Source organism: Methanobacterium sp., from assembly GCF_016217785.1.
GTDB lineage: Archaea > Methanobacteriota > Methanobacteria > Methanobacteriales > Methanobacteriaceae > Methanobacterium.
Window position 1 is genome coordinate 40,180 of the sequence record NZ_JACRGA010000009.1, and the last position, 19,259, is coordinate 59,438.

The window sequence follows — 19,259 nt, forward strand, 5'->3', positions numbered from 1 at the left end:
ATTAATTTAAAATAATAATCCTTTAATTAAAATAATCTGGTCTGGTAATCGCTTCTAACCTTTTCCAGATCACCATTTCCCTTTATATGGGTTATCTGGAAGTTATGTTTGAGTAAGGATTGACTGATGAGGTGGTGGCGGTGGCAGTGGGATGGATCCTCTTCACTGCACATAATAACAATCTTATTATCCCTGGCAAGTTCCAGGAGTATCCTGAGCCCTTCCTGGTACTTATCATCCTCTTCCAGGAGGTGGTAGAGGAGTTCCCCTTCATGGTAGAACTTCGCATCATCTGGTTTTCCACCAATCTTATTCCCCAGATAAACGTACTCTATCTGGTATTCTTTTAATCCTTCTTCCAGGGGTTTTTTACTGAAGTAGGGTGTGTATTTACTGTAGGGCCTGGTTCGAACATCCACCACCATCTGGATATCCTGTTTCTGGATTAACTCCATGAATCTGGAGAAGGGATGGTTGCTGTGGCCGATGGTGAAAATTATAGTTGACATAATCACTTATTTGTTTGTTTTGTTTAATTTATAGGTGTAAGTGGAAAAACAGTTTTTCAGTGGTATTTTTTATATTCCATGGAGTTTATATTCCATGGATGAGTCTGATCCCTTTAAAAATTTGTTATTCCTTATATTCAACTTTGAAATCCTTCCATGGGTTTTTACCACTTTTCGAGGGTTGTTTGCCATTGAAAGTTATGCGGACTTCGTTACCCATGTCCACTTTTTTCATTAACTCATCCAGGACTGTGGAACCCCACACCTTCATTTCACCTTCAGAGGTTCTGAAAGTGTAAAGGTTGCTCTTGAACTGGCCCACATTTTCTTCCAGGTCAATGTATTTCCCCTGTAATGCTTCTCCTATGGCTGCGGGTTCCCAAAAAACAGGTTTTTCAATCTCCTCTTCATCTCTTTTAACTTCTTTCCACTGGCTCATTTTTTATTCCTCTTTTATTTAGTAATATCAATAACAATTAAACTTTGTATTATATCTTAAATTTTCTTCTATTTCTCTTAATCTCTGGCATCTCCTTTATTATTTTAACCATAAGGGGATTTATACTTACTTCTTGACCATAATGAGTTGGTTAAAGGATAAGATAATCGTCATTTTAACCTTTCTTCAAAGCCTTTTTTAGCATTTTTTTAGTTCATTTCGTTTGAATTTTTGATATTAAAACCAATGATCTTCAAATCCTGCATATTATAAATTAATATAATAGTAATAATATAAATTTGATGGTAATTACAATCTTTACATTCTTCCCCAATTTGGGCTTAAAAAATTAATAATGGATTTATCTTAGATTTGTCTGAATAATGTGAATTTATTTTAAAAAATAAAAGAAAAATGGGATTTAGCTTTCAATAACCCCATCTCTGATTCGCATTACCCGTGTATCCTTGGTGGTGTCCACGTCATGTGTAACCATAATCACGGTGGTGCCTTCATCGTTAACCTGGTGTAAAAGGTTGATTATGTTCTCGGTGGCCTCGGTGTCCAGGTTTCCGGTGGGTTCATCTGCCAGGATGAATTTAGGATTGTTAACCAGGGCCCGGGCAATGGCCACCCTTTGCCTTTCTCCCCCGGAAAGTTTGGATGGAAGATAGTTCATCCGGGGACCCAGACCAACAATCTCCACGCACTCTTCTGCCCTTCGAGTTCTGGAAGATTTATCCATCTTCTTATCTCCACTCAGGTTCCTCATGGGGAACCCTACATTATCACGGACAGTTAACGCTGGTAGGAGGTTAAATGTCTGGAATATATATCCAATATTTTCTGCACGCATTTTAGTAAGTTCCCCATCCTTCATGGAGGAAATTTCCTTCTCACCAATGAAGAGATCGCCCCTGGTAGGGGTGTCCAGACCTCCGATCATGTTGAGGAGGGTTGATTTACCAGACCCAGATGGGCCCATTATGGACACAAATTCACCCTCATCAACGGTTATATTCAATCCTCTTAGAGCGTGGACCTCTGTGCTGTCCAGTTTATAAGTTTTCCAGAGTCCCTCTCCCTTAACTAAACCTTTCATATTAAACACACCTTCTAATTTGATATTTTTTCATGATAATCTTTATTCATATCTTAAAGCATCTATGGGGCTGATACGGGTGGCCATATAGGCTGGTAGGAGTCCACTGAATGTTCCAATGACAAAGACAATCACCAGCACCTGGAAGACTATTGGCATGGGTATGTTGAAACTCAGGAAGTTTACATCAGCTTCACCCATTAAAAGTCCCAGCATGTTATAGGTGGGTGACATGAGTATGATTCCAATAATACCACCTATCAAACTCAGGATGAGTGATTCATAGATTATCAATGCCAAAATTGATCTTTTCCTGGTTCCAATGGCCCGCATAGTACCTATTTCCTTGGTTTTTTCCTTAACTGACATCATCATAACGATCATGATGATGATCACTGAAACCACGAAGATGAATGCACTGATCATGTTCATGAATATCCTGATCTGACTTAAGTTATCATCCAGTGTTTTCTGGGTGTCCTTTTCAGAGTAAATGCTGTAACTGGGATATGCATCCTGCAGGCTGGTCTCAGCAGTGTCTATGGATCCGCTGGGTACGATTATAACGGTGGATATGAGACTGGGCATTTCCATGACAGATTGTGCATGGGATAGGGACATGACCATGGAGCTATCAATGGTCAGAGGCCATCCTGTGCCCACCTGCTTCATAATACCAATCACCTGATACTGGTTGCCCTGAACAGTTATGGTGCTGCCCACACTTGCATTGTAAGTTTTTGCAGTCTCAGATCCCAGAATAACTGCATTGTCACTTTCCCCCACCAGAGAACTTTTACCAGTTACCGTGGTATTTTCAATGAAAGCCTGCTCCTTACCTGGTGCCAGACCCACGATCATGGTGTAGCGGGTATCATTACTACCCTGTATAGGTGCAAAGAGTGCTTTGGTGCTCTTATCCGGGTTAACTTCGCTGCGGGTTAAGACTTCATTTCCCAGACTTTCAGGGAGTATACTGGCATAGGGTGGGAAGCTGGTTCCATTTTTTTCAAAGTAAAGTTTTCCATTGACTGTTCCCAGGTCTCCTTTAAGACCGGATTCCATTTCGTATAATACCAGGTTAACAGTGCCGATGAGTAAAACGCATACCATGACTCCTATGATGCACATGGCAGCGCGGCCTTTTTTGGCCTTAAAATCTTTAAAAGCGATATCTAACATTATAATTCACCTTTCTTTAACTAGTTATAATCATTTTAATGGTTTTAGATTAAATTATTAGAAGAGATAGTTTGATTGTTCTAAATATAAATTTTACTATTTTTTTATGACTATTAATCATGTTAGATTAGCATAAAATGCTAATGGGGTTTTATACTTACCAGTTGGCGGTATATAATTCATTATTCCATTATTTAATTCATTTATTCCGTTATATCTAATTTATTTAATTTTACGTAGTATCTTAATCTAGGGTATCCGTAAAAATATTATTTACGTGTTGTCCGTAAAAATATCAATGAATATCCTTCTTAATTGGTTCAAAATCATTGTAGTCCTTCAGGTCATCCATAGTTAAAGGAGTGGCCTTCTCCCAGTAACTATCCATTTCTGAAATGATATCTGTTATAAGGGATGTTTTCCCGGTTACAGTAACTTCCAATGATTCATGGAGACTGTACCAGTACCAGTTGGTGCTGCCCAGGTAAAATATATCCTTATCTAGTAGGATGATCTTAGAGTGGAGGTTCTTGAGGGTTCTGGCCTGGAATTTTTTTATGTTTTTTCTTGCTAAGTTCAACGCTGATAGTGTTTTTGAATCAATAACATCGTCGTCCTCTATACGGACAATGAAAGAAACCCCTATATTTTGGTCAGCCATTGAATCAATGATTTTGCCTACAAAATAAGCATCAAGCCAGGGGCCAACTATCAGAATACTATCAGTTGCTTGGGAGATACTCGTCTGGAGGTGGGGGAGTATCTGACCCCTGCCCAGGAGTTTCAACTTTGAATTTAGAGACAACTTTTCTAGGTTCATTTGCTTTACTCCAGGATACAATAAAAAATATATTAGGGCACAATAAATTATTAAATATTAAAAATATTCCTATTAATGATAATGTATTGTCAGTACAATATAAAATATGTTTATTGTAAAAAGCATTAATATGCAGATTTAGGCGGGATATGGTTACAGATTTAAGGGGGATGTAGAGATCTTAATAACATTTATAAAGGATGATCAACTTAATTTATAGTGTACTAATAATTTGTTATGAAGGTGTAATTTTAATTGAGATTTACAGGTAAATTTATTTCTAAAAATATCAAAACGCAACCAAATCTTTTAAATTCTTTTAACAGGTTTTTTTTAACTGTGAAAATGCTATTACTAAGTGGATATAAGGGATTATCTGCTCATTATTTAAATCCCTCTCCTGGGTCATGGTAAAATCACAGGTTACGACAAGAAATGGCAGATCCTGCTAGCACTAGCTCTGGGAACCATGATGGTTCCTATAAATGCCAGCATAATCAACGTATCCCTACCAACAATATCAGTCTATTTTGGAGTAGGTTTAGCCACAGCCCAGTGGGTTCTAACCAGTTACCTCATCACCCTCCTGGGATTTGTGCTGTTTTTCTCACGTGCCGGAGACTTCTGGGGACAGGAACGGGTATATCTAGCCGGTTTGGCCGGGTTCGTGGTCACATCCCTGCTTTGTAGTTTATCACCGTCAATAGAATCACTGATTATTTTCAGGGGATTACAGGGCCTGGCAGCAGCTATGATGATCAGTGTTTCCATGGCCCTGGTGAGAAAATCATTCCCCTCCCACCAACTGGGAAGGGCCCTGGGAATATATGCCGTGGCCATAGCCGCAGGTCTGGCACTGGGGCCCGCCATCGGGGGGATAATGTCCGGATTTATGGGCTGGAGATCCATATTCCTGGTGAACCTGCCAGTGGGAATCCTGGACTTTGCCTTCTGTTACCTGATCTTAAAACGCAGCCAGAAGAGTCCGGTTAAATGGGACATAGCCGGGACCGTACTCCAGTTCATATGCCTGTTTTTAACAGTGTACACCCTGACCATGGTGGAAAATGCCAGCTACACCACCGCAATCATCACTGGAATCATGGCCCTGGGCAGCCTGGTTTTATTCATTTATCAGGAGCTCAGGACTGAAAATCCGGTGTTGAAGTTGAAACTCTTCAAAAACAGGAAGTTCAGTGCATTCAACCTCAGCCTGCACTTTAACTATTTATGTATGTATATGATGTTCTTTGCAGTGCCCTTCTATCTGCAGAAGGTGCTGCACCTTGATCAGTTCACCACTGGACTGGTATTAACCGCATCACCCGTCTTAATGATGACTGTATCCCCCATTAGTGGGATGATATCCGATAAATTCGGTTCAAGGTTCCCGGCATTCCTGGGTGGAGTGGTATCAGCAGTGGCCCTGCTTTCCATGACCCAACTATCAGTGAACTCCAATGCCTGGGATGTTTTCTTCAGACTTGGTCTCCTGGGATTGGGGGCAGCACTCTTCCAGTCACCCATTAATAAGGCTATTATGTCAGAGTTACCCTCAGATAAAGCAGGTATGGCCTCTGGTATCCTAGCCACCACCCGAAACCTGGGTATGGTCTTTGCTGTGTGTTATGCCGGGCTGATACTCCACTCTGCCATCTCACCAGAATTAATGCAGTCCAGTGAACTTTACGGACCAGCAGCAGCTAGTCTCACCAGTGGACTGCACCTGGTGGTGATCTTCGGAGCACTATTGAGCATGGGCATGGCATTCTTATCCATTGCCGGAATTAAAAATAAGAAGGAATCAATAGTCAAATATGAAAAGGTGGCTATGGCCAAAACCATCCGTGTGGAAAAGAAGGTTGCAGGCACTATAAGTAACATAATGGTTATTATTAATGGATAAAATCTATTTGATTGATGATTCCATTGATTTATAAAGCTATTGATTGGCAATCTATTAATGGGGAAATCTATTGATTGGATGAATCTATTGATTGGATAACCCATTGAAGGGTAAATCTATTAAGGGGGATAATAACCATCAAGCTCTTCTCTATGTTGCAGCCATGTTTCCAGCATTAAATCACCTATTTTATAATTTTTTGCCTCGATATTGATTATTCCTTTGTTTTTAAGGATATCCAGATATTTGGCCAGGGTTCCCCTGGATAGATCCGTGGTTTCCATGAGTTCCGTCCACCTTTGGGGTCCGGATTGAGCAAGATTTATCAGAATCTCCTTCTCATGATTAGAAAGACTTCCCCAAATTCGGATCCACATGATGATGATCTGATCCATTTTCTCAAAGAACGTTTCCTTAATCATATTTTCATCGTAAACTTCCCCTGCTGAAAGTGTATTGCAGAAACTATTAATATAAGCCGGTATTCCCCTGGTACATTGATAGAAACGTGCAAAACCATCACTGGTGAAATTTATTTCCGGTACCTTTTCCGATAGGTACCTCCTGGTTTCATCAGAGGAGAAGGGATCCACATTGAACTGGATCATTCGCCCCCCATAGGCTCCATTATTTCCATTAATCATCTCCACAATATCACTGGTTTTGGATGTGGAACCAGTGAAGATGTAGGTTACATTATCCTGCTCCTGGGTGTAGCTGCGGATCATCCAGAAAAATGCAGTGGGGTTATCCAGTTCCCCAATGAGCTGGAATTCATCAATGATTACCAGAACCCCTTTCAGGTTTCCGGATGATGAATCCACTAATTTTTGGGGAAACTGCATGATAAAGTGGCTTAGTTTATCGTAATCATCACTAACGTGGGGTATGTCAACTCCCATAATTCCCCCTGCTTCTTTAAAATCATATTTCTTCCAGTTGATTTTATGGAGGGTAGTTGTAAGCGATCTTTTTATTTTAGAGGGGTAGCTTTCTTTTTTTGTGAGAGATTGATTCAGCGAGGTTAAAATCTCCTTCATTATCAGTTCTTCAGTGATCTTGCCCTTCTGCACACCATAAATTCGTGAGATGTCCACGTAGGACACCAGTATGTTATCTGGAAGATCACTGGCCAGCTTCTTTAAGAGGTAGGTTTTACCAACACCTCTAAAGCCGGTTACCAGTATCTGTTCGGCAACATCTAAATTTAAAGCATTGATATAATTTTTTAATTTTTTAAGGTCTTTTTCCCGGTTATAGAAGAATTTATCCACATCCTGAGGGATCCCCATGGGTAAAATAGGCATGATATCACATCTAATTTTAGTTCATTTTGTTATACTACAAGGTTTAAGTATTTTTTAATATACTAATCTATTTTATTATACCTGATAGTATAAGTATTTTATTTTTGACTAGTTCAAATTATTAGACTAGGTTTACTATTTTAACTATTACCCGAACTTTCAACTAGAAATCGTTTTATATTTTCTAGAGCAAAAAATTCTTATTAACAATAATGTTAACTATGCGCCTTATTCGTTTTCATGGAACATTTATATTGCATCCAGTTAATTGATTATTAGAACGAGAAATTGTTTTATACCATATTTAATATAGGGGGTGGGTTTCTATGAAACAGGATTCAATGGTTTCAGATGAGTTTAAGGCTTTAAATTTAATATGTCACCGGATTCCTCAAAGAACATTTAAGATCAGAGGAAAGTATTTCCCAGTTTGTGCTCGATGCACCGGGTTTTATATTGGTGCTTTTTCCTATTTTATCGGGGCTTATTTTGTCTATGTTGAATACACCCTATACCTGATTTTTATAGCATTTTTAATGATGATACCTGCATTTTTAGATGGTTTCACTCAACTGTTAGGATCCAGGGAGAGTGATAATAAATTACGCTTATTAACTGGACTGGTAGGGGGTGTTGGACTTGCAATTTTAGTTAAAGCTGTTAAATGGATGATTTTAATAAGTTTTTAATATTTATGGGATTCCGCTTTAATGATTATAATTTTAAAAATGGTGATTTAAATGACAAAGATTTGTCCTAACTGTAAGACAGAAAATATTGATTCGGCTGATTTCTGCCAGAATTGTGGTGCAGAATTACCGAAATTTACCTATAATGTACCTCCAAGTGGAGAAACCCCTGGAACTAAAAAAGGTGGATGGTGGGGTAAACAGACCACTCCGGTTAAGATACTCAATCCCTATACGTAATTACTGGTAAAGATGGGCAGGTTGCCTACTATCTACAATTTGTAGATGATCCTGGTGACTTCAATAGTGACCAGGAATTGATGAACAGTATTGTAAACACCATTAAAATACAATAACAGTATTGTAAACACTGCAAAAATACAATAATAAACTTAAGGGATAAAAAAAAATTAAATTTAGGGGTTGATATTCACCCCCTATTAACACTTTTTTAGGTAAATAGCCGATTTTTTAGCATTTACAACTTTTTTTAGGAAATAGATATTCCATTGGTAATGATATTTTGCGTAATGAATTTTTAATCAATTTTAACATTGAAGGTTTCTTTCTTCTCCAGTTTGGGCATGGTGACAGTGAGGACTCCGTCTTTAAAGCTGGCGGTGACATCATCGATTTTTACCTTAGCGGGTAATATGTAAGTCCGGGCAGCTGATCCGAATCGTCTTTCTTTCCTGTGGAAGGTTAATCCCTCTTCTTCACCTTCTTCCTCAGTTTCTTTGGAGAATTCTGCATTAATTTCCAGGGTGTCCTCGGTGAGATCGATTTTTATGTCTTCACGTTTAAAACCAGGCAGGTCAGTTTTGACCACCACTTCTTCTTCGTTTTCCATGACATCCATTGCTGGTTTAACTGGTCCCCCAGTGTACTCGGCTATGGCATTGTCCAGATCCACCTGTTTTTCCTTAATGGTCTTAATCATGTCATTAAACATGTTATCGACACCTTTTTTCTCATCCATTTAAAATCCCCCTTTTATTTTAATTAGATTTCCATACTACCAGTAAATATGGCAATTTCACCATGTTCTTGTGAGTTTTTATTATGTAATTTAAGGTACATATTTTTTTTATTTACTGCACGTTTTAGTTTTTATTAACACACAGTTTTAAGATAAAATAAATCACAGACCTGGAACAAATAAAAAAAATATACAGGGAAGTCTTTTATGTTAGGAGGATTATGACTGGTGATCTATTAACACCCCCGGAGGAGTTTCAGGAGGAAACCCTGGATAATGTACTGGTAAGGTATTCAGGTTTCGGAAAGGATCTGTACCGGTTACTCCAGGAGAAACTCCCCCAAGTTTTCTCCAATCTCAGGTTTTACCAGTGGACCACCCACCAGTCAGAAGACAGTTACGCAGTGTACCTGGACCCTGATAATCCCCGGGAATCCTTTGCAATTCAACTGGACCCTCTTTGTGAAGTTATTGTAATATGGAACCTGAATATCCATACCGAAATAGGAACATGGTCCCAAGATCCAGAATTAGAATCCATTGTATTTATCCAAGAGGAATTTAAAGTTTAATCAAAGTCCATAAAACATTTAATATCATACATAACCTCTATTTTTTTTGTATCTCAAATTTCTTTAATACTCATTTTACTCTCCAAATTAAAATAATAATTTTTATATAAAAGTTATGCAATATTAATGTTTATACAATTAATTGCCGGCAATGCTGATAAAAATATCACTAAGTAAATATTTGGAGGTTTTAAGTTGGAGGGAAGGTTGTTTCCATCAAGGGAAAAACTAGAAACATTCCATGATTTAAGTGAAGGAGAGCTTACATTTATTAATTTTTTAGATGATTACTTACCTGGTTACTGGAAGATTTACTGGCGACCTTTTTTTAATGGATCTCACCCTGATCTGGTTCTTTTAAACCCAGAAGGAGGTCTCATGATCTACAAGATCATTGATGGATCTTGCCAGAACAACACCCCCAAAGCCAATAAAAAGCAGCTTGATTACTATCGCAATAAATTAATACAGGAGTTAGTGCCCGAAATCAGTGAAAAAATAGACCAGGACCCCAAAAGTTTTGTAATATTCAAAACTGGTATATACCTGCACCATATGGAAAGTTACCCTGCACAGATACAGTATGAAGAGTACCCTTACCTTACAGTTGCCGGATGTGATGATTTAGATGAGGATAGTCTTTATCTGGTTGTTCCAGGTTATGACTTCAGGAAAGACAGATTCATGAATCCGGAATGGGCTCATAAACTGGAAAAATGGTTGCATCCACCCTATCACCGTGATAGGAGAACTGGTATTGAACTGACCACACAACAGAAACAGCTCACCATACCTAAACCAGGACACCGCAGACTCCGTGGCGCCGCGGGTAGTGGTAAAACACTAGTTCTTGCCCAAAGGGCAGCTAAACTGGCTACGGGAAATCAAAAAGTCCTGGTGATAACCTACAACCGCAACTTATGGTATTTCATTAAAGAAATGATAGAAGCAAGTCCTTACAACTTTGACTGGTCCAACATCACCTTCAGACATTTCCATGGATTCTGCAGGGACCTGTTAAATGAATTTTTTCTACCCACACCTTCCAGGTTCGATGATATTCTTCCGGTACTGGAAGAAGCACTTAAAAAAATACTGGAAGAATCAAATAACAAAGTACAGGAAGAATCAAATAACGAAGTACAGGAAGAATCAAATAACGATGTACGGGAAGAGTCAATTGAGACTAAAACCCTTGAAAAATTCAAATATGATGCCATACTAATCGATGAAGGACAGGATTACAGTTGGGAATGGTATAACTTCCTATCAAAGTTCTTAAATAACAGGAATGAACTTTTCCTGGTTTGTGATGAGAAACAGAATATATACGACCGTGAATTATCCTGGATTGATGGTGAGATGAAAAATGTCCAGTTCCGTGGTCGGTGGGCAGAACTAGACACCATCCACCGTCTGCCTAAAGAAATATCCCAACTGGCCAATGAATTCAGTGAAAAGTTTGGATTATCATCATCTGTTGAATTTGATTCTGCTCAAACCTTACTCTTTAATGATAGGCCATCTTTTTTCAGATGGGATAATATTCAGGGTGAAAACTGGCTTGTTAAGGTTTATGAAGCATATAAAACATTCAGCCGGGAGGAAATATCTTCTAAAAAGAGGTTTAAACCTTCTGAAATTGTTATACTTCTTCCAAAAAATCAAATGGGAACAGAACTGGTGGAATTTTTTGACAATCACAACATTCCCTGTGACCATGTATTTCTTACCAAAAATAGTTCCAAATGGCGTAATAAAAAAATCTCATCCATAACAGATAAACGTCTGAAAATAAGTACAATACACCAGTTTAAAGGTTGGGAATCTCCCAATGTCATTCTATTAATCCCAGAACACTGGAATGGGGGTAATAAAAACCTGGACTCAGTGGTTTACACCGCTGTGACGCGAACACTACAGAATTTGATTGTTTTAAACTGTAATGATCGATATCGAGGATTTGGAGAGGACCTTAAAACTAGTTATTAAAATATATGCCACTCTTTCACTAAAATATTTATAGAAAGTGATTCATGAGAATCTAAAAGTCTAAAATTTATTAAAAAAAATTAATATAACTTCTTTTGATAAAAAAGACCTTAAAATTCCCCAAATTACATTAACTTATATTATCAGTTATTTTGACTAAAATAGTTGATTTAGAGTTCTTTATAGATATAACGCCCCATTTATTCCTTTTAAGATAGGATAAGGAGGAGTATTTCACGGATAGAAACGATTCGAATAAGTCCATTTATGGGAAACAAGCTATAAATTGAGCTCATTTACTAAGAATACCAACGCAGCCAGCTTATCCTTACATAGTTGATACGATAAGCCTAAAATGGGTCTTAAATTTAAAAAAAGGGTCTGTACATCCCCTTTTATAGTAAAAAATTCCATACCTTTATAAGACAAGTTGGTTCCATGTAGTGTAAGTCAAGAGAAGTCCTATAAAAAATTCTAATTTTTCGGGGCGTGGAGGCGATATAATTAATAGATATTCTAGCTATGCTATTGTATGCATGTTAAGCATGGTTATCGCAGTAGTCCCTATTGTGGGAGCTGTGGGTGACCAAAATTCAAATTCAAATTATGGAATTTCTTATGATGGTTTCCAAATTGGAGTTACTGGTGCTGATGTAAAAGCAACAGAAAATATGCTTCAGAACAACAAACCCTTCGGGGAGAACACTTCAAAAGTTCTGGGAGATAATGGAAATAATTCCACTAACCAATCACAGATAATGCAACTTGGAGCCAATGGTGACAAGGTCAAAGAAATCCAGCAATGGTTAACTGATTACGGATATTACTCTGGAGATATAGACGGTGAATTCGGTGCAAGCACTGATAAAGCTGTTAGGGATTTCCAAACAGAATCCGGTTTAATAGTTGACGGTGTTGTAGGTAATGACACTGAAAAAGCTATGGAAACCTGGGATCAACATGTAGCTGAAGTTCAGGCCGCATCTGATGAAGATACCAGTACTGACACTACAACAAGCTCAAAAACTTCAACATCTTCCAAGAAGACCTATGCAACTACTGTTCGAAGTTACAGTAGCAGTGGTTACAGTGGAGATTGTTGGGATGTTAGTAATGCAATGTACAGTCAATTAACTTCATCCGGTCAAAAAGCTCGGATTGTTCAGTACGCAAACAGCTACGTTAACAACCACAGATCTGTTGAGGTCTGGAATGGTAATAGCTGGGTTGATGCTGACTACTCTGGCCAGGCTTGGGTAGGTCAACCTACTGCTCACAGCAGCTCAGCACAAGTGATAGCAAGTAGTTAAGCGCATATCACAACATTAGAATAGACCTATATTCTAATATAAACCTGTATTCAACAGTTTCACTCGGAAACTGTTGGACCTTTACATATTTTTTTTTATTATTTTTTTAAAAAATTTAGTCTTATTTTATGGTATCTTACTTTTTGTGATACGAATATGACCACATGGTCCCATATTTTTGGTAAAAAAAAATAAAGAAAGGTTCTTTTAGTCTATCCCTTAGTTTATGGTTACACTATTTAAGATATTCTGGAACGTGTTTTGATGTGATTCAAAACCTCCCCTTGGTGTGGCGAACTGTATATAATAGGCTGTTTTATTGTCTTTGGTAAATATGTAGGTTTTACAATCTAAAACTTTACCAGAAGATGCCCCTGTACCACCATAAATGTATTCATATCCACTGTAACCATTCTTCAGTGTAACGTTAGTTGTGTTCAGATAGTCCCCTGCTTCTGCAGTGATATAGTACTTGAATAATCGGTCTGCGGCTTCAGTAAGGTTTCCAGCGGTCATGTTGCTTTTGCCGATACCCATGTACACCGTGTAATCATTCATATCATTTCCTTCCAGTAAAATGGTTAACATTTTAAAACCCGACTGGGTGGTCAGATTCACGTCAGTGGCAGGTATGGCTTTCTCACTCCAGTTTCCAGGATACTGGAATGATATTCCATCCTGGGCAAAGGTTTTATTGCTGCTGGTGTTGTTCCCGGTGGACTGGGTGGTGCAACCGGAAATAACCACCACTGCCAGTAACAGGGATGCTATACTAAATAATGTAACTTTTTTCAAAATAGCCCTCCTCTTGATTTACTCCCCTCAAATTAATATTCCAATTATGGCTTATTGTCACATTAAAATAAGTTTTACACAGGTTATTGTGATGTTTTTCACCAAGATTGTTAGAGAGTGTAAAATTGGATTGGTTGAGGAAATACAATGAAAGAAATCTACACATTTTTCAGTGGTTATAGTGTTAAGGTAAGGTTCCACACAGGACGTTCTAATTCCAGGGCGATTCTTTCCATTAAGTCCTTTAATTTCTTTTTAACCATTCATTATGTACATCGGGGCTTGGATACCCATCATCATTTTTTTTTAGATTCAATCTACTGTTTGTTAGTAAAATATATTGTTAAGTTAGAACAATTTAATTATAATCAATTTTATCAGGCATAAAGGAGGTGAAAAAGATCAAAAAACAAATAAATAAAAAAATCATCATTCCCCTGTTTTTCATTTTATTAGTATTGTGTATGGGTGCTGTTTCAGCAGCAGATGTTAATACAAGTGATAATTCAGCAGATTCTGCTTCTAATGAACTGGCTTTAATAAAAATTTCAGGCCAGGTTGAACAATGTTCTGATGGTGAACCTTTCCAGGGAGCAACGGTAACTGTACATGATAACGGAACGCAAGTTGCCAGTACCACTACTGGTGCTGATGGAACCTACTCTACCAGCTTCCAGAGCGTGAATAGAGTTTTCACGGTAACTGCCAGTGCCAATGGACACAAACCATCCACCCAAATAGTCACAGTAAACAACAACCAGGAAACCTATACCGGTACAGCGAACTTACATTTAGGTAATAACGATGCATATGTCTATCAAGGATGGACCATCAATCCAGATGAGAATTATACCTTCTCTGACGGAACAACCATACATCTTACCGGAGCCAGCAATGCTTTTACCACAATCAATGAGGGTATAACTTATGCTACAGGTAACCCTGGAGTTAACACTGTATACATCGCCCCGGGAACTTACAATGAGTACAGTATGAGTATTGACACTTCAGTTAACCTGCATGGTGAAAACCAGGATACTACCATTATTGATGCTGATGATAATGCCAGAATATTAACTATCTGGAACGGAGCAACTGTCAACATAGAACAACTGACATTCAGGGATGGTTCATCTGAATATGGTGGCGCTCTTCGTGTTGAAAGTGGAACTGTAACCCTCACTGACTGTACCTTCGATTCCAACACTGTTCTTGATCATGGTGGTGCTATCTACGTGGATCTCGGTGCAACCGCTATTATAGCCGGCTCTACATTTACTGACAACCCCTCAGGATATGCTGGTGGTGCAATTAGTAATAGGGGTACTTTGGATATTGCTGACTGTACATTCACTGGCAACTCAGCTGGTAACTTTGGTGGAGCCATCTACAATGGCGGTACCTTAACAGTTACTGATAGTACTTTCACCAGTAACACTGGACCTTATGCTGGAGCTATTCGTAATCAAAATGGTAATGCTACAATTACTGATTGTGTTTTCGTTAGTAACACTGCAAGTTCTAATGGTGGTGCTATCAACAGTATGGGTTATATTAACATCATGGGTAGTACGGCTAATGCTACTATTTCCGGTTGCGCTTTCACCGGTAACACCGCACAAATTGGTGGAGCAATCGTTAATTGGAATGCTCTAATGGATGTTTTTGGCTGTAGTTTGACAGATAACACCGCAATTTCTATTGGAGGTGCTATCTATAATACGGGATTTAATTTAACAGCTAATTATAACCGATTCTACAATAACTCTGCAAATCAGGGAAGTGCTATTTGCAACGATTCTGGTTCAGTAAATGCAGAAAATAACTGGTGGGGTTCTAACAATCCTATTCCAGATTTCCCTAATTTGATTTCTGGTGCAGCAGCACCTACGCAATGGTTGTTCATGACAGTTAGTGCTGATCCAACTACTATTAATAATGGTGGAACCAGTTTGATTACAGTTAGTTTCAACAACTACTCATCTGATGGAACTACCTACACCGAATTTGACCCATCCCTGGGCCATATACCCGATGGTACTCAGGTAACATTCGCAACCACTCTGGGAAGCATCCCTGGAACTGTTGTAGAAACTGCAGGTGGTATTGCCACTGCTACTTTCACAGCCAGTCAAACTCCAGGAATAGCCTATATTTCTGGTTTGATTGACAGTTATCAAACACCTTACGACCCCAATAATCCAAACACAACACCATACACCACAGTAACTATCAATCCAGCAGCGAACCTGACTATCACCAAAACAGGACCCAACACTGTTATTGCAGGTGAATCACTAACATACAATATTACCATTACCAATAACGGCCCAGATATTGCTGAAGGTGTGACATTACAGGATGTAATGGTGGGTGCTGATGCTTTCAACACAGGAACTCTTGAATATCGTTACCAAACCAATAGTGGCGCTTGGAGTGACTGGATAAGCTTCTCTAACCCTTTAAATATCAACCTGGGAACCATAAACAATGGTAACACTGCAGTAATCCAAATAAGGGGCACGGTCAAATCATCTGCAAACTCTGGAACACAAATAACCAACACTGCAACTACCGAAACGACCACTACACCCGGCTCTAAAACAGCCACAATAACCACAACTGTTAATAGAGTCTCAGATATTGTTTTAACGAAAACTGTAGACAAAACACGACCAAATGTAGGTGAAACAGTCACATATACTGTAACTGCACACAACAACGGACCATCAGATGCCAGTAACATTCAGATAAATGATATAATGCCATCCGGTTTTAGTGATGTTACCATAACACCTTCTAAAGGAACATACAATAATGGAATCTGGACACTGGACCTGGCAAGTGGTGAAACAGCAACTTTAACCTTAACCGGTAAAGTAACAGCTACCATGGCAGGTAAAACCGCAAACAACACCGCAACCATACAAGGAACAGCAACTTCAGCCAGTTCAACTATTTACGTGCCTAAAAGTGACCTGTACGTCACCATAACCAGCAGCAAACAGAACCCTGGAGTAGGTGAGAAGTTCACTTTAACCTACAAGCTCGGGAACAATGGACCAGACACTGCAGAGAACGTGACCATAACCATACCTGTACCAGAAGGTTTTGTGGTTGATAAAATTGAAGGCGACGGAACCTGGACTTATGATCCAACTACCAGGACCATTACCTGGACCATGGCCAACGTTACAGTGGGTGATCCTTACCTGCACATCACTGGCTGGTTTACCAGAGCGGGTTCATACGTTTTCACGGCATCAATAAATTCAAACACCTACAACATAAACACCCAGGGCGTATCAGACCTCACAGTTAACGCACAGAACGTGGCAGAAGCAAAAACTATCAGCATGCAGGAAACAGGAGCACCAATTGCACCTATCCTACTGGCAATATTACTGGTAATTGGTGGACTACTGTTACCATCCAGAAAATAACCCCTTTCTCCCTTTTTTTCTTTTTTTAGGATTTTTGTAATGGAAGATTTAGAAGATTAATTTCCCTATTCCAGCTATTTAAGTATTGTTCTATTTGGAAATAGGCATAATCAAAATTTAGGGGTTAAAATTAAGATTAAATGCAATAATAAACTTACAATTATAGGTTTTCTAAACTTGTTATCTAGATCTCCTAAAACCTTAAATTATAATAAAATTTAATATATTTTTATGAATATTTCAGTTGATCAGGCGCTGAATTATATTAAAGAATGCTCCAGGGGAGATATAATAATACTCCCTCATGCTTATGATTCCATGTATGATTTTGATCGAAACATTGAAGAAGAATTTTATATGATTGTCTGTTAAAACAGAATGTTGATGGGATAATCAAACAAAGAAGTAATAGATTCAGGCTTTACTATAAACAGGGCGGCCTTAGAATAAATTATGATTTAATTATTGTAATAGAATTTGATAAAAATTCCACAAAAAATATAAAAGTTGTAACTACATATGAACAATCAGTAAAAAGAAGGGTGCGTTAAAGGTGGAAAAACATTTTTTTAAAATGATAAATGAGTATGATAAACAGTCCGACACACTTTATCTTCGTGTTGTGGACCCATACCAATACAAAGAATCAATAGAATTAGCAGATAACATAATACTTGATTTTGATTCAGAGAACATTCCCGTAGCTCTAGAAATATTGGATGCTTCTAAATATTTCCATGTCAAACCCTATGCACTAAGAAACTTTGCACTGGACATGAAGATCTATATCCAAACCGATAAAATAACTTTAAACGCCAAATTCATCATTTCAACACATCACAAGAAAGAAGAAGTACCAGTTAATGTGGGTACCATAAATGATATTGAGTTACCAACAATGCAAACCAGTTATGCGGTAGCTTAAAATTTATTTATTTTATTTTAATCATTAATGATTTATTCTTCAAGGAGCAGTGATTTACTGTATATTCTTAACAATTACTGGTATTTGCTGGTAATTTAGGGAATGATAAATGATAATTAATCAATATACATATGATTGATTTTTATTTTTAGAGATATTAATTCCTGAATAATGAAATTTTTCATAAAATAGCTTCTTCAAAATATTCAGGGATGAAATATAAACATTTACGCCATTTTTCCCTTAGGACACCGTAAATATCCTGGTCCAAAATGTAGGTGTCACAGTAATCCTCTTCGTTACGCATACCACGACCATAAGCCTGAACTAAACTGGCCACAGTCTTGTATGCATACCAGTAGCCATCTCGATTCATCCTGGTCATGATCTGTTTATCCCCTAAGTAGGGGAAAGGCATTTTGTAGATAACCTGGAAACGGCACAGATCATCAGGGAAATCAACCCCTTCATCTACACTGGGAGCCACCAGTACCAGTGGTTCCTCGGATTCTACGAATTTCCTGATGACCACCTCTCTTTTCGGGCTTCTTTTCAAATTACGGTGGGGGCTGTAAATGATTACCCGTGGATCCTGTAAGTTTTCACTGATGTAGGTGGCTAACTTATGACTATGGGTATGTATCAAACCCTTATCTTCAGGGTGTTTTTCCAGGATCTTTTTAAGGGTGGGGATAGAGCGGGGTTTAGTTTCTTCAATATATTTATTTACTGCAATGATTTTGGAATAAAAGTAACTAATATTTGAAATTCCAAATACTCTGATAAAACAATAAAGCTAAGATAAACTACATTGCAAACTATATTATACCGATAAATTTCAATATATCTTCAATTTGATCTTCTATTACTATTTTAGATTTTGAATAAGCCTCCTCAAGAACATAATTTAAATCGTCTTCGCCTTCCCAAAGATTTTCCAAAAATTTAATTCCCATATCAGACTCGATTTCTTTCAAAACAAATGTACAGACAAATATGTCATCAATGTATCCTTGAGGGCCATATATTGTTTCTGGTATGATGTCAAACGGCGCAACATAATAAGCTATTGCTGCACACACTTTTAATCTAGTTTTTGAACCTATAATTTCTTCATTTAGTATTTCAGTCAATAATTTAAAAAGGTCAGGCCCATAATCTATAAATGCCTCATATTCCCCCTCGAATGCATCAAGATTTTCTCTGATAACATCATAGAAATCTTTAAAATTTACATCATCTACTTCATCATGTTCAAAATCTTCTAAAAAACTCATTATTCCACCTGG

18 protein-coding genes are annotated in these 19,259 nt (G+C 38.0%); 8 read left to right on the forward strand and 10 right to left on the reverse strand.

The features are described from left to right. Positions 1-26 precede the first annotated feature (26 nt). The 5 genes from HY987_RS04405 to HY987_RS04425 all read right to left on the reverse strand — a co-directional run bounded on the left by HY987_RS04405 (position 27) and on the right by HY987_RS04425 (position 4,052). Positions 27-509 carry a DUF488 family protein gene (locus tag HY987_RS04405; RefSeq protein WP_292756020.1) on the reverse strand — a complete coding sequence of 161 codons (483 nt, stop codon included), beginning with the start codon at positions 507-509 and terminating at the stop codon, positions 27-29. Positions 510-633: 124 nt separating this feature from the next. Then, entirely contained in the window at positions 634-948 is a 315-nt protein-coding gene (locus HY987_RS04410) for a hypothetical protein (RefSeq protein WP_292756022.1), read from the reverse strand. A 421-nt stretch (positions 949-1,369) separates the two neighbouring features. Then, on the reverse strand, positions 1,370-2,050 hold the full coding sequence (locus HY987_RS04415) for an ABC transporter ATP-binding protein (protein WP_292756024.1): 681 nt from the start codon (positions 2,048-2,050) through the stop codon (positions 1,370-1,372). 42 nt (positions 2,051-2,092) lie between these two features. Next, on the reverse strand, positions 2,093-3,232 hold the full coding sequence (locus HY987_RS04420; protein ID WP_292756026.1) for an FtsX-like permease family protein: 1,140 nt from the start codon (positions 3,230-3,232) through the stop codon (positions 2,093-2,095). A 295-nt stretch (positions 3,233-3,527) separates the two neighbouring features. Next, on the reverse strand, positions 3,528-4,052 hold the full coding sequence (locus HY987_RS04425) for a phospholipase D-like domain-containing protein (protein ID WP_292756028.1): 525 nt from the start codon (positions 4,050-4,052) through the stop codon (positions 3,528-3,530). Between the two features lie 469 nt (positions 4,053-4,521). Here HY987_RS04425 and HY987_RS04430 point away from each other — a divergent pair, with 469 nt between their 5' ends. Next, complete coding sequence (locus HY987_RS04430) at positions 4,522-5,958, forward strand: MFS transporter (RefSeq protein ID WP_292756030.1); 1,437 nt, start codon at positions 4,522-4,524, stop codon at positions 5,956-5,958. Positions 5,959-6,077: 119 nt separating this feature from the next. Here HY987_RS04430 and HY987_RS04435 read toward each other — a convergent pair whose 3' ends face one another. Further along, complete coding sequence (locus HY987_RS04435) at positions 6,078-7,265, reverse strand: ATP-binding protein (protein ID WP_292756032.1); 1,188 nt, start codon at positions 7,263-7,265, stop codon at positions 6,078-6,080. A gap of 326 nt (positions 7,266-7,591) precedes the next feature. Here HY987_RS04435 and HY987_RS04440 point away from each other — a divergent pair, with 326 nt between their 5' ends. After that, positions 7,592-7,954 carry a DUF2085 domain-containing protein gene (locus tag HY987_RS04440; protein WP_292756034.1) on the forward strand — a complete coding sequence of 121 codons (363 nt, stop codon included), beginning with the start codon at positions 7,592-7,594 and terminating at the stop codon, positions 7,952-7,954. 51 nt (positions 7,955-8,005) lie between these two features. Continuing rightward, positions 8,006-8,194: a zinc-ribbon domain-containing protein gene (locus HY987_RS04445; protein WP_292756036.1), complete on the forward strand. Its 189-nt coding sequence runs from the start codon at positions 8,006-8,008 to the stop codon at positions 8,192-8,194. 298 nt (positions 8,195-8,492) lie between these two features. Here HY987_RS04445 and HY987_RS04450 read toward each other — a convergent pair whose 3' ends face one another. Beyond that, positions 8,493-8,933, reverse strand: a complete 441-nt coding sequence (locus HY987_RS04450; protein ID WP_292756037.1) for an Hsp20/alpha crystallin family protein — start codon at positions 8,931-8,933, stop codon at positions 8,493-8,495. Positions 8,934-9,154: 221 nt separating this feature from the next. On the opposite strand from HY987_RS04450, the gene HY987_RS04455 reads away from it, so the two are divergent. The 3 genes from HY987_RS04455 (at position 9,155) to HY987_RS04465 (ending at position 12,807) form a co-directional block, all read left to right on the forward strand. Then, complete coding sequence (locus HY987_RS04455) at positions 9,155-9,505, forward strand: hypothetical protein (protein WP_292756039.1); 351 nt, start codon at positions 9,155-9,157, stop codon at positions 9,503-9,505. A gap of 207 nt (positions 9,506-9,712) precedes the next feature. Next, positions 9,713-11,497, forward strand: coding sequence for a UvrD-helicase domain-containing protein (locus HY987_RS04460; protein WP_292756041.1), 1,785 nt, complete (start codon positions 9,713-9,715; stop codon positions 11,495-11,497). Positions 11,498-12,042: 545 nt separating this feature from the next. After that, positions 12,043-12,807, forward strand: coding sequence for a peptidoglycan-binding domain-containing protein (locus HY987_RS04465; RefSeq protein WP_292756043.1), 765 nt, complete (start codon positions 12,043-12,045; stop codon positions 12,805-12,807). Positions 12,808-13,026: 219 nt separating this feature from the next. On the opposite strand, the gene HY987_RS04470 is transcribed toward HY987_RS04465, so the two are convergent. After that, positions 13,027-13,602 carry a PsbP-related protein gene (locus HY987_RS04470; protein ID WP_292756045.1) on the reverse strand — a complete coding sequence of 192 codons (576 nt, stop codon included), beginning with the start codon at positions 13,600-13,602 and terminating at the stop codon, positions 13,027-13,029. Positions 13,603-13,994: 392 nt separating this feature from the next. Here HY987_RS04470 and HY987_RS04475 point away from each other — a divergent pair, with 392 nt between their 5' ends. Together HY987_RS04475 and HY987_RS04480 are read left to right on the forward strand one after the other, a co-directional pair. Then, entirely contained in the window at positions 13,995-17,045 is a 3,051-nt protein-coding gene (locus tag HY987_RS04475) for a carboxypeptidase regulatory-like domain-containing protein (protein ID WP_292756047.1), read from the forward strand. A 553-nt stretch (positions 17,046-17,598) separates the two neighbouring features. Beyond that, the gene (locus HY987_RS04480) at positions 17,599-17,970 is read left to right on the forward strand and encodes a DUF2283 domain-containing protein (RefSeq protein ID WP_292756049.1); all 372 of its coding nucleotides are present in this window, start codon (positions 17,599-17,601) and stop codon (positions 17,968-17,970) included. Between the two features lie 181 nt (positions 17,971-18,151). Here the strand turns inward: HY987_RS04480 and HY987_RS04485 are convergent, their stop codons facing one another. Beyond that, positions 18,152-18,754 (reverse strand): helicase C-terminal domain-containing protein, encoded by a 603-nt coding sequence (locus tag HY987_RS04485; protein WP_367146876.1) that lies wholly within the window; start codon positions 18,752-18,754, stop codon positions 18,152-18,154. Between the two features lie 34 nt (positions 18,755-18,788). Next, positions 18,789-19,247 carry a YkvA family protein gene (locus tag HY987_RS04490; protein WP_292756051.1) on the reverse strand — a complete coding sequence of 153 codons (459 nt, stop codon included), beginning with the start codon at positions 19,245-19,247 and terminating at the stop codon, positions 18,789-18,791. Positions 19,248-19,259 lie beyond the last annotated feature (12 nt).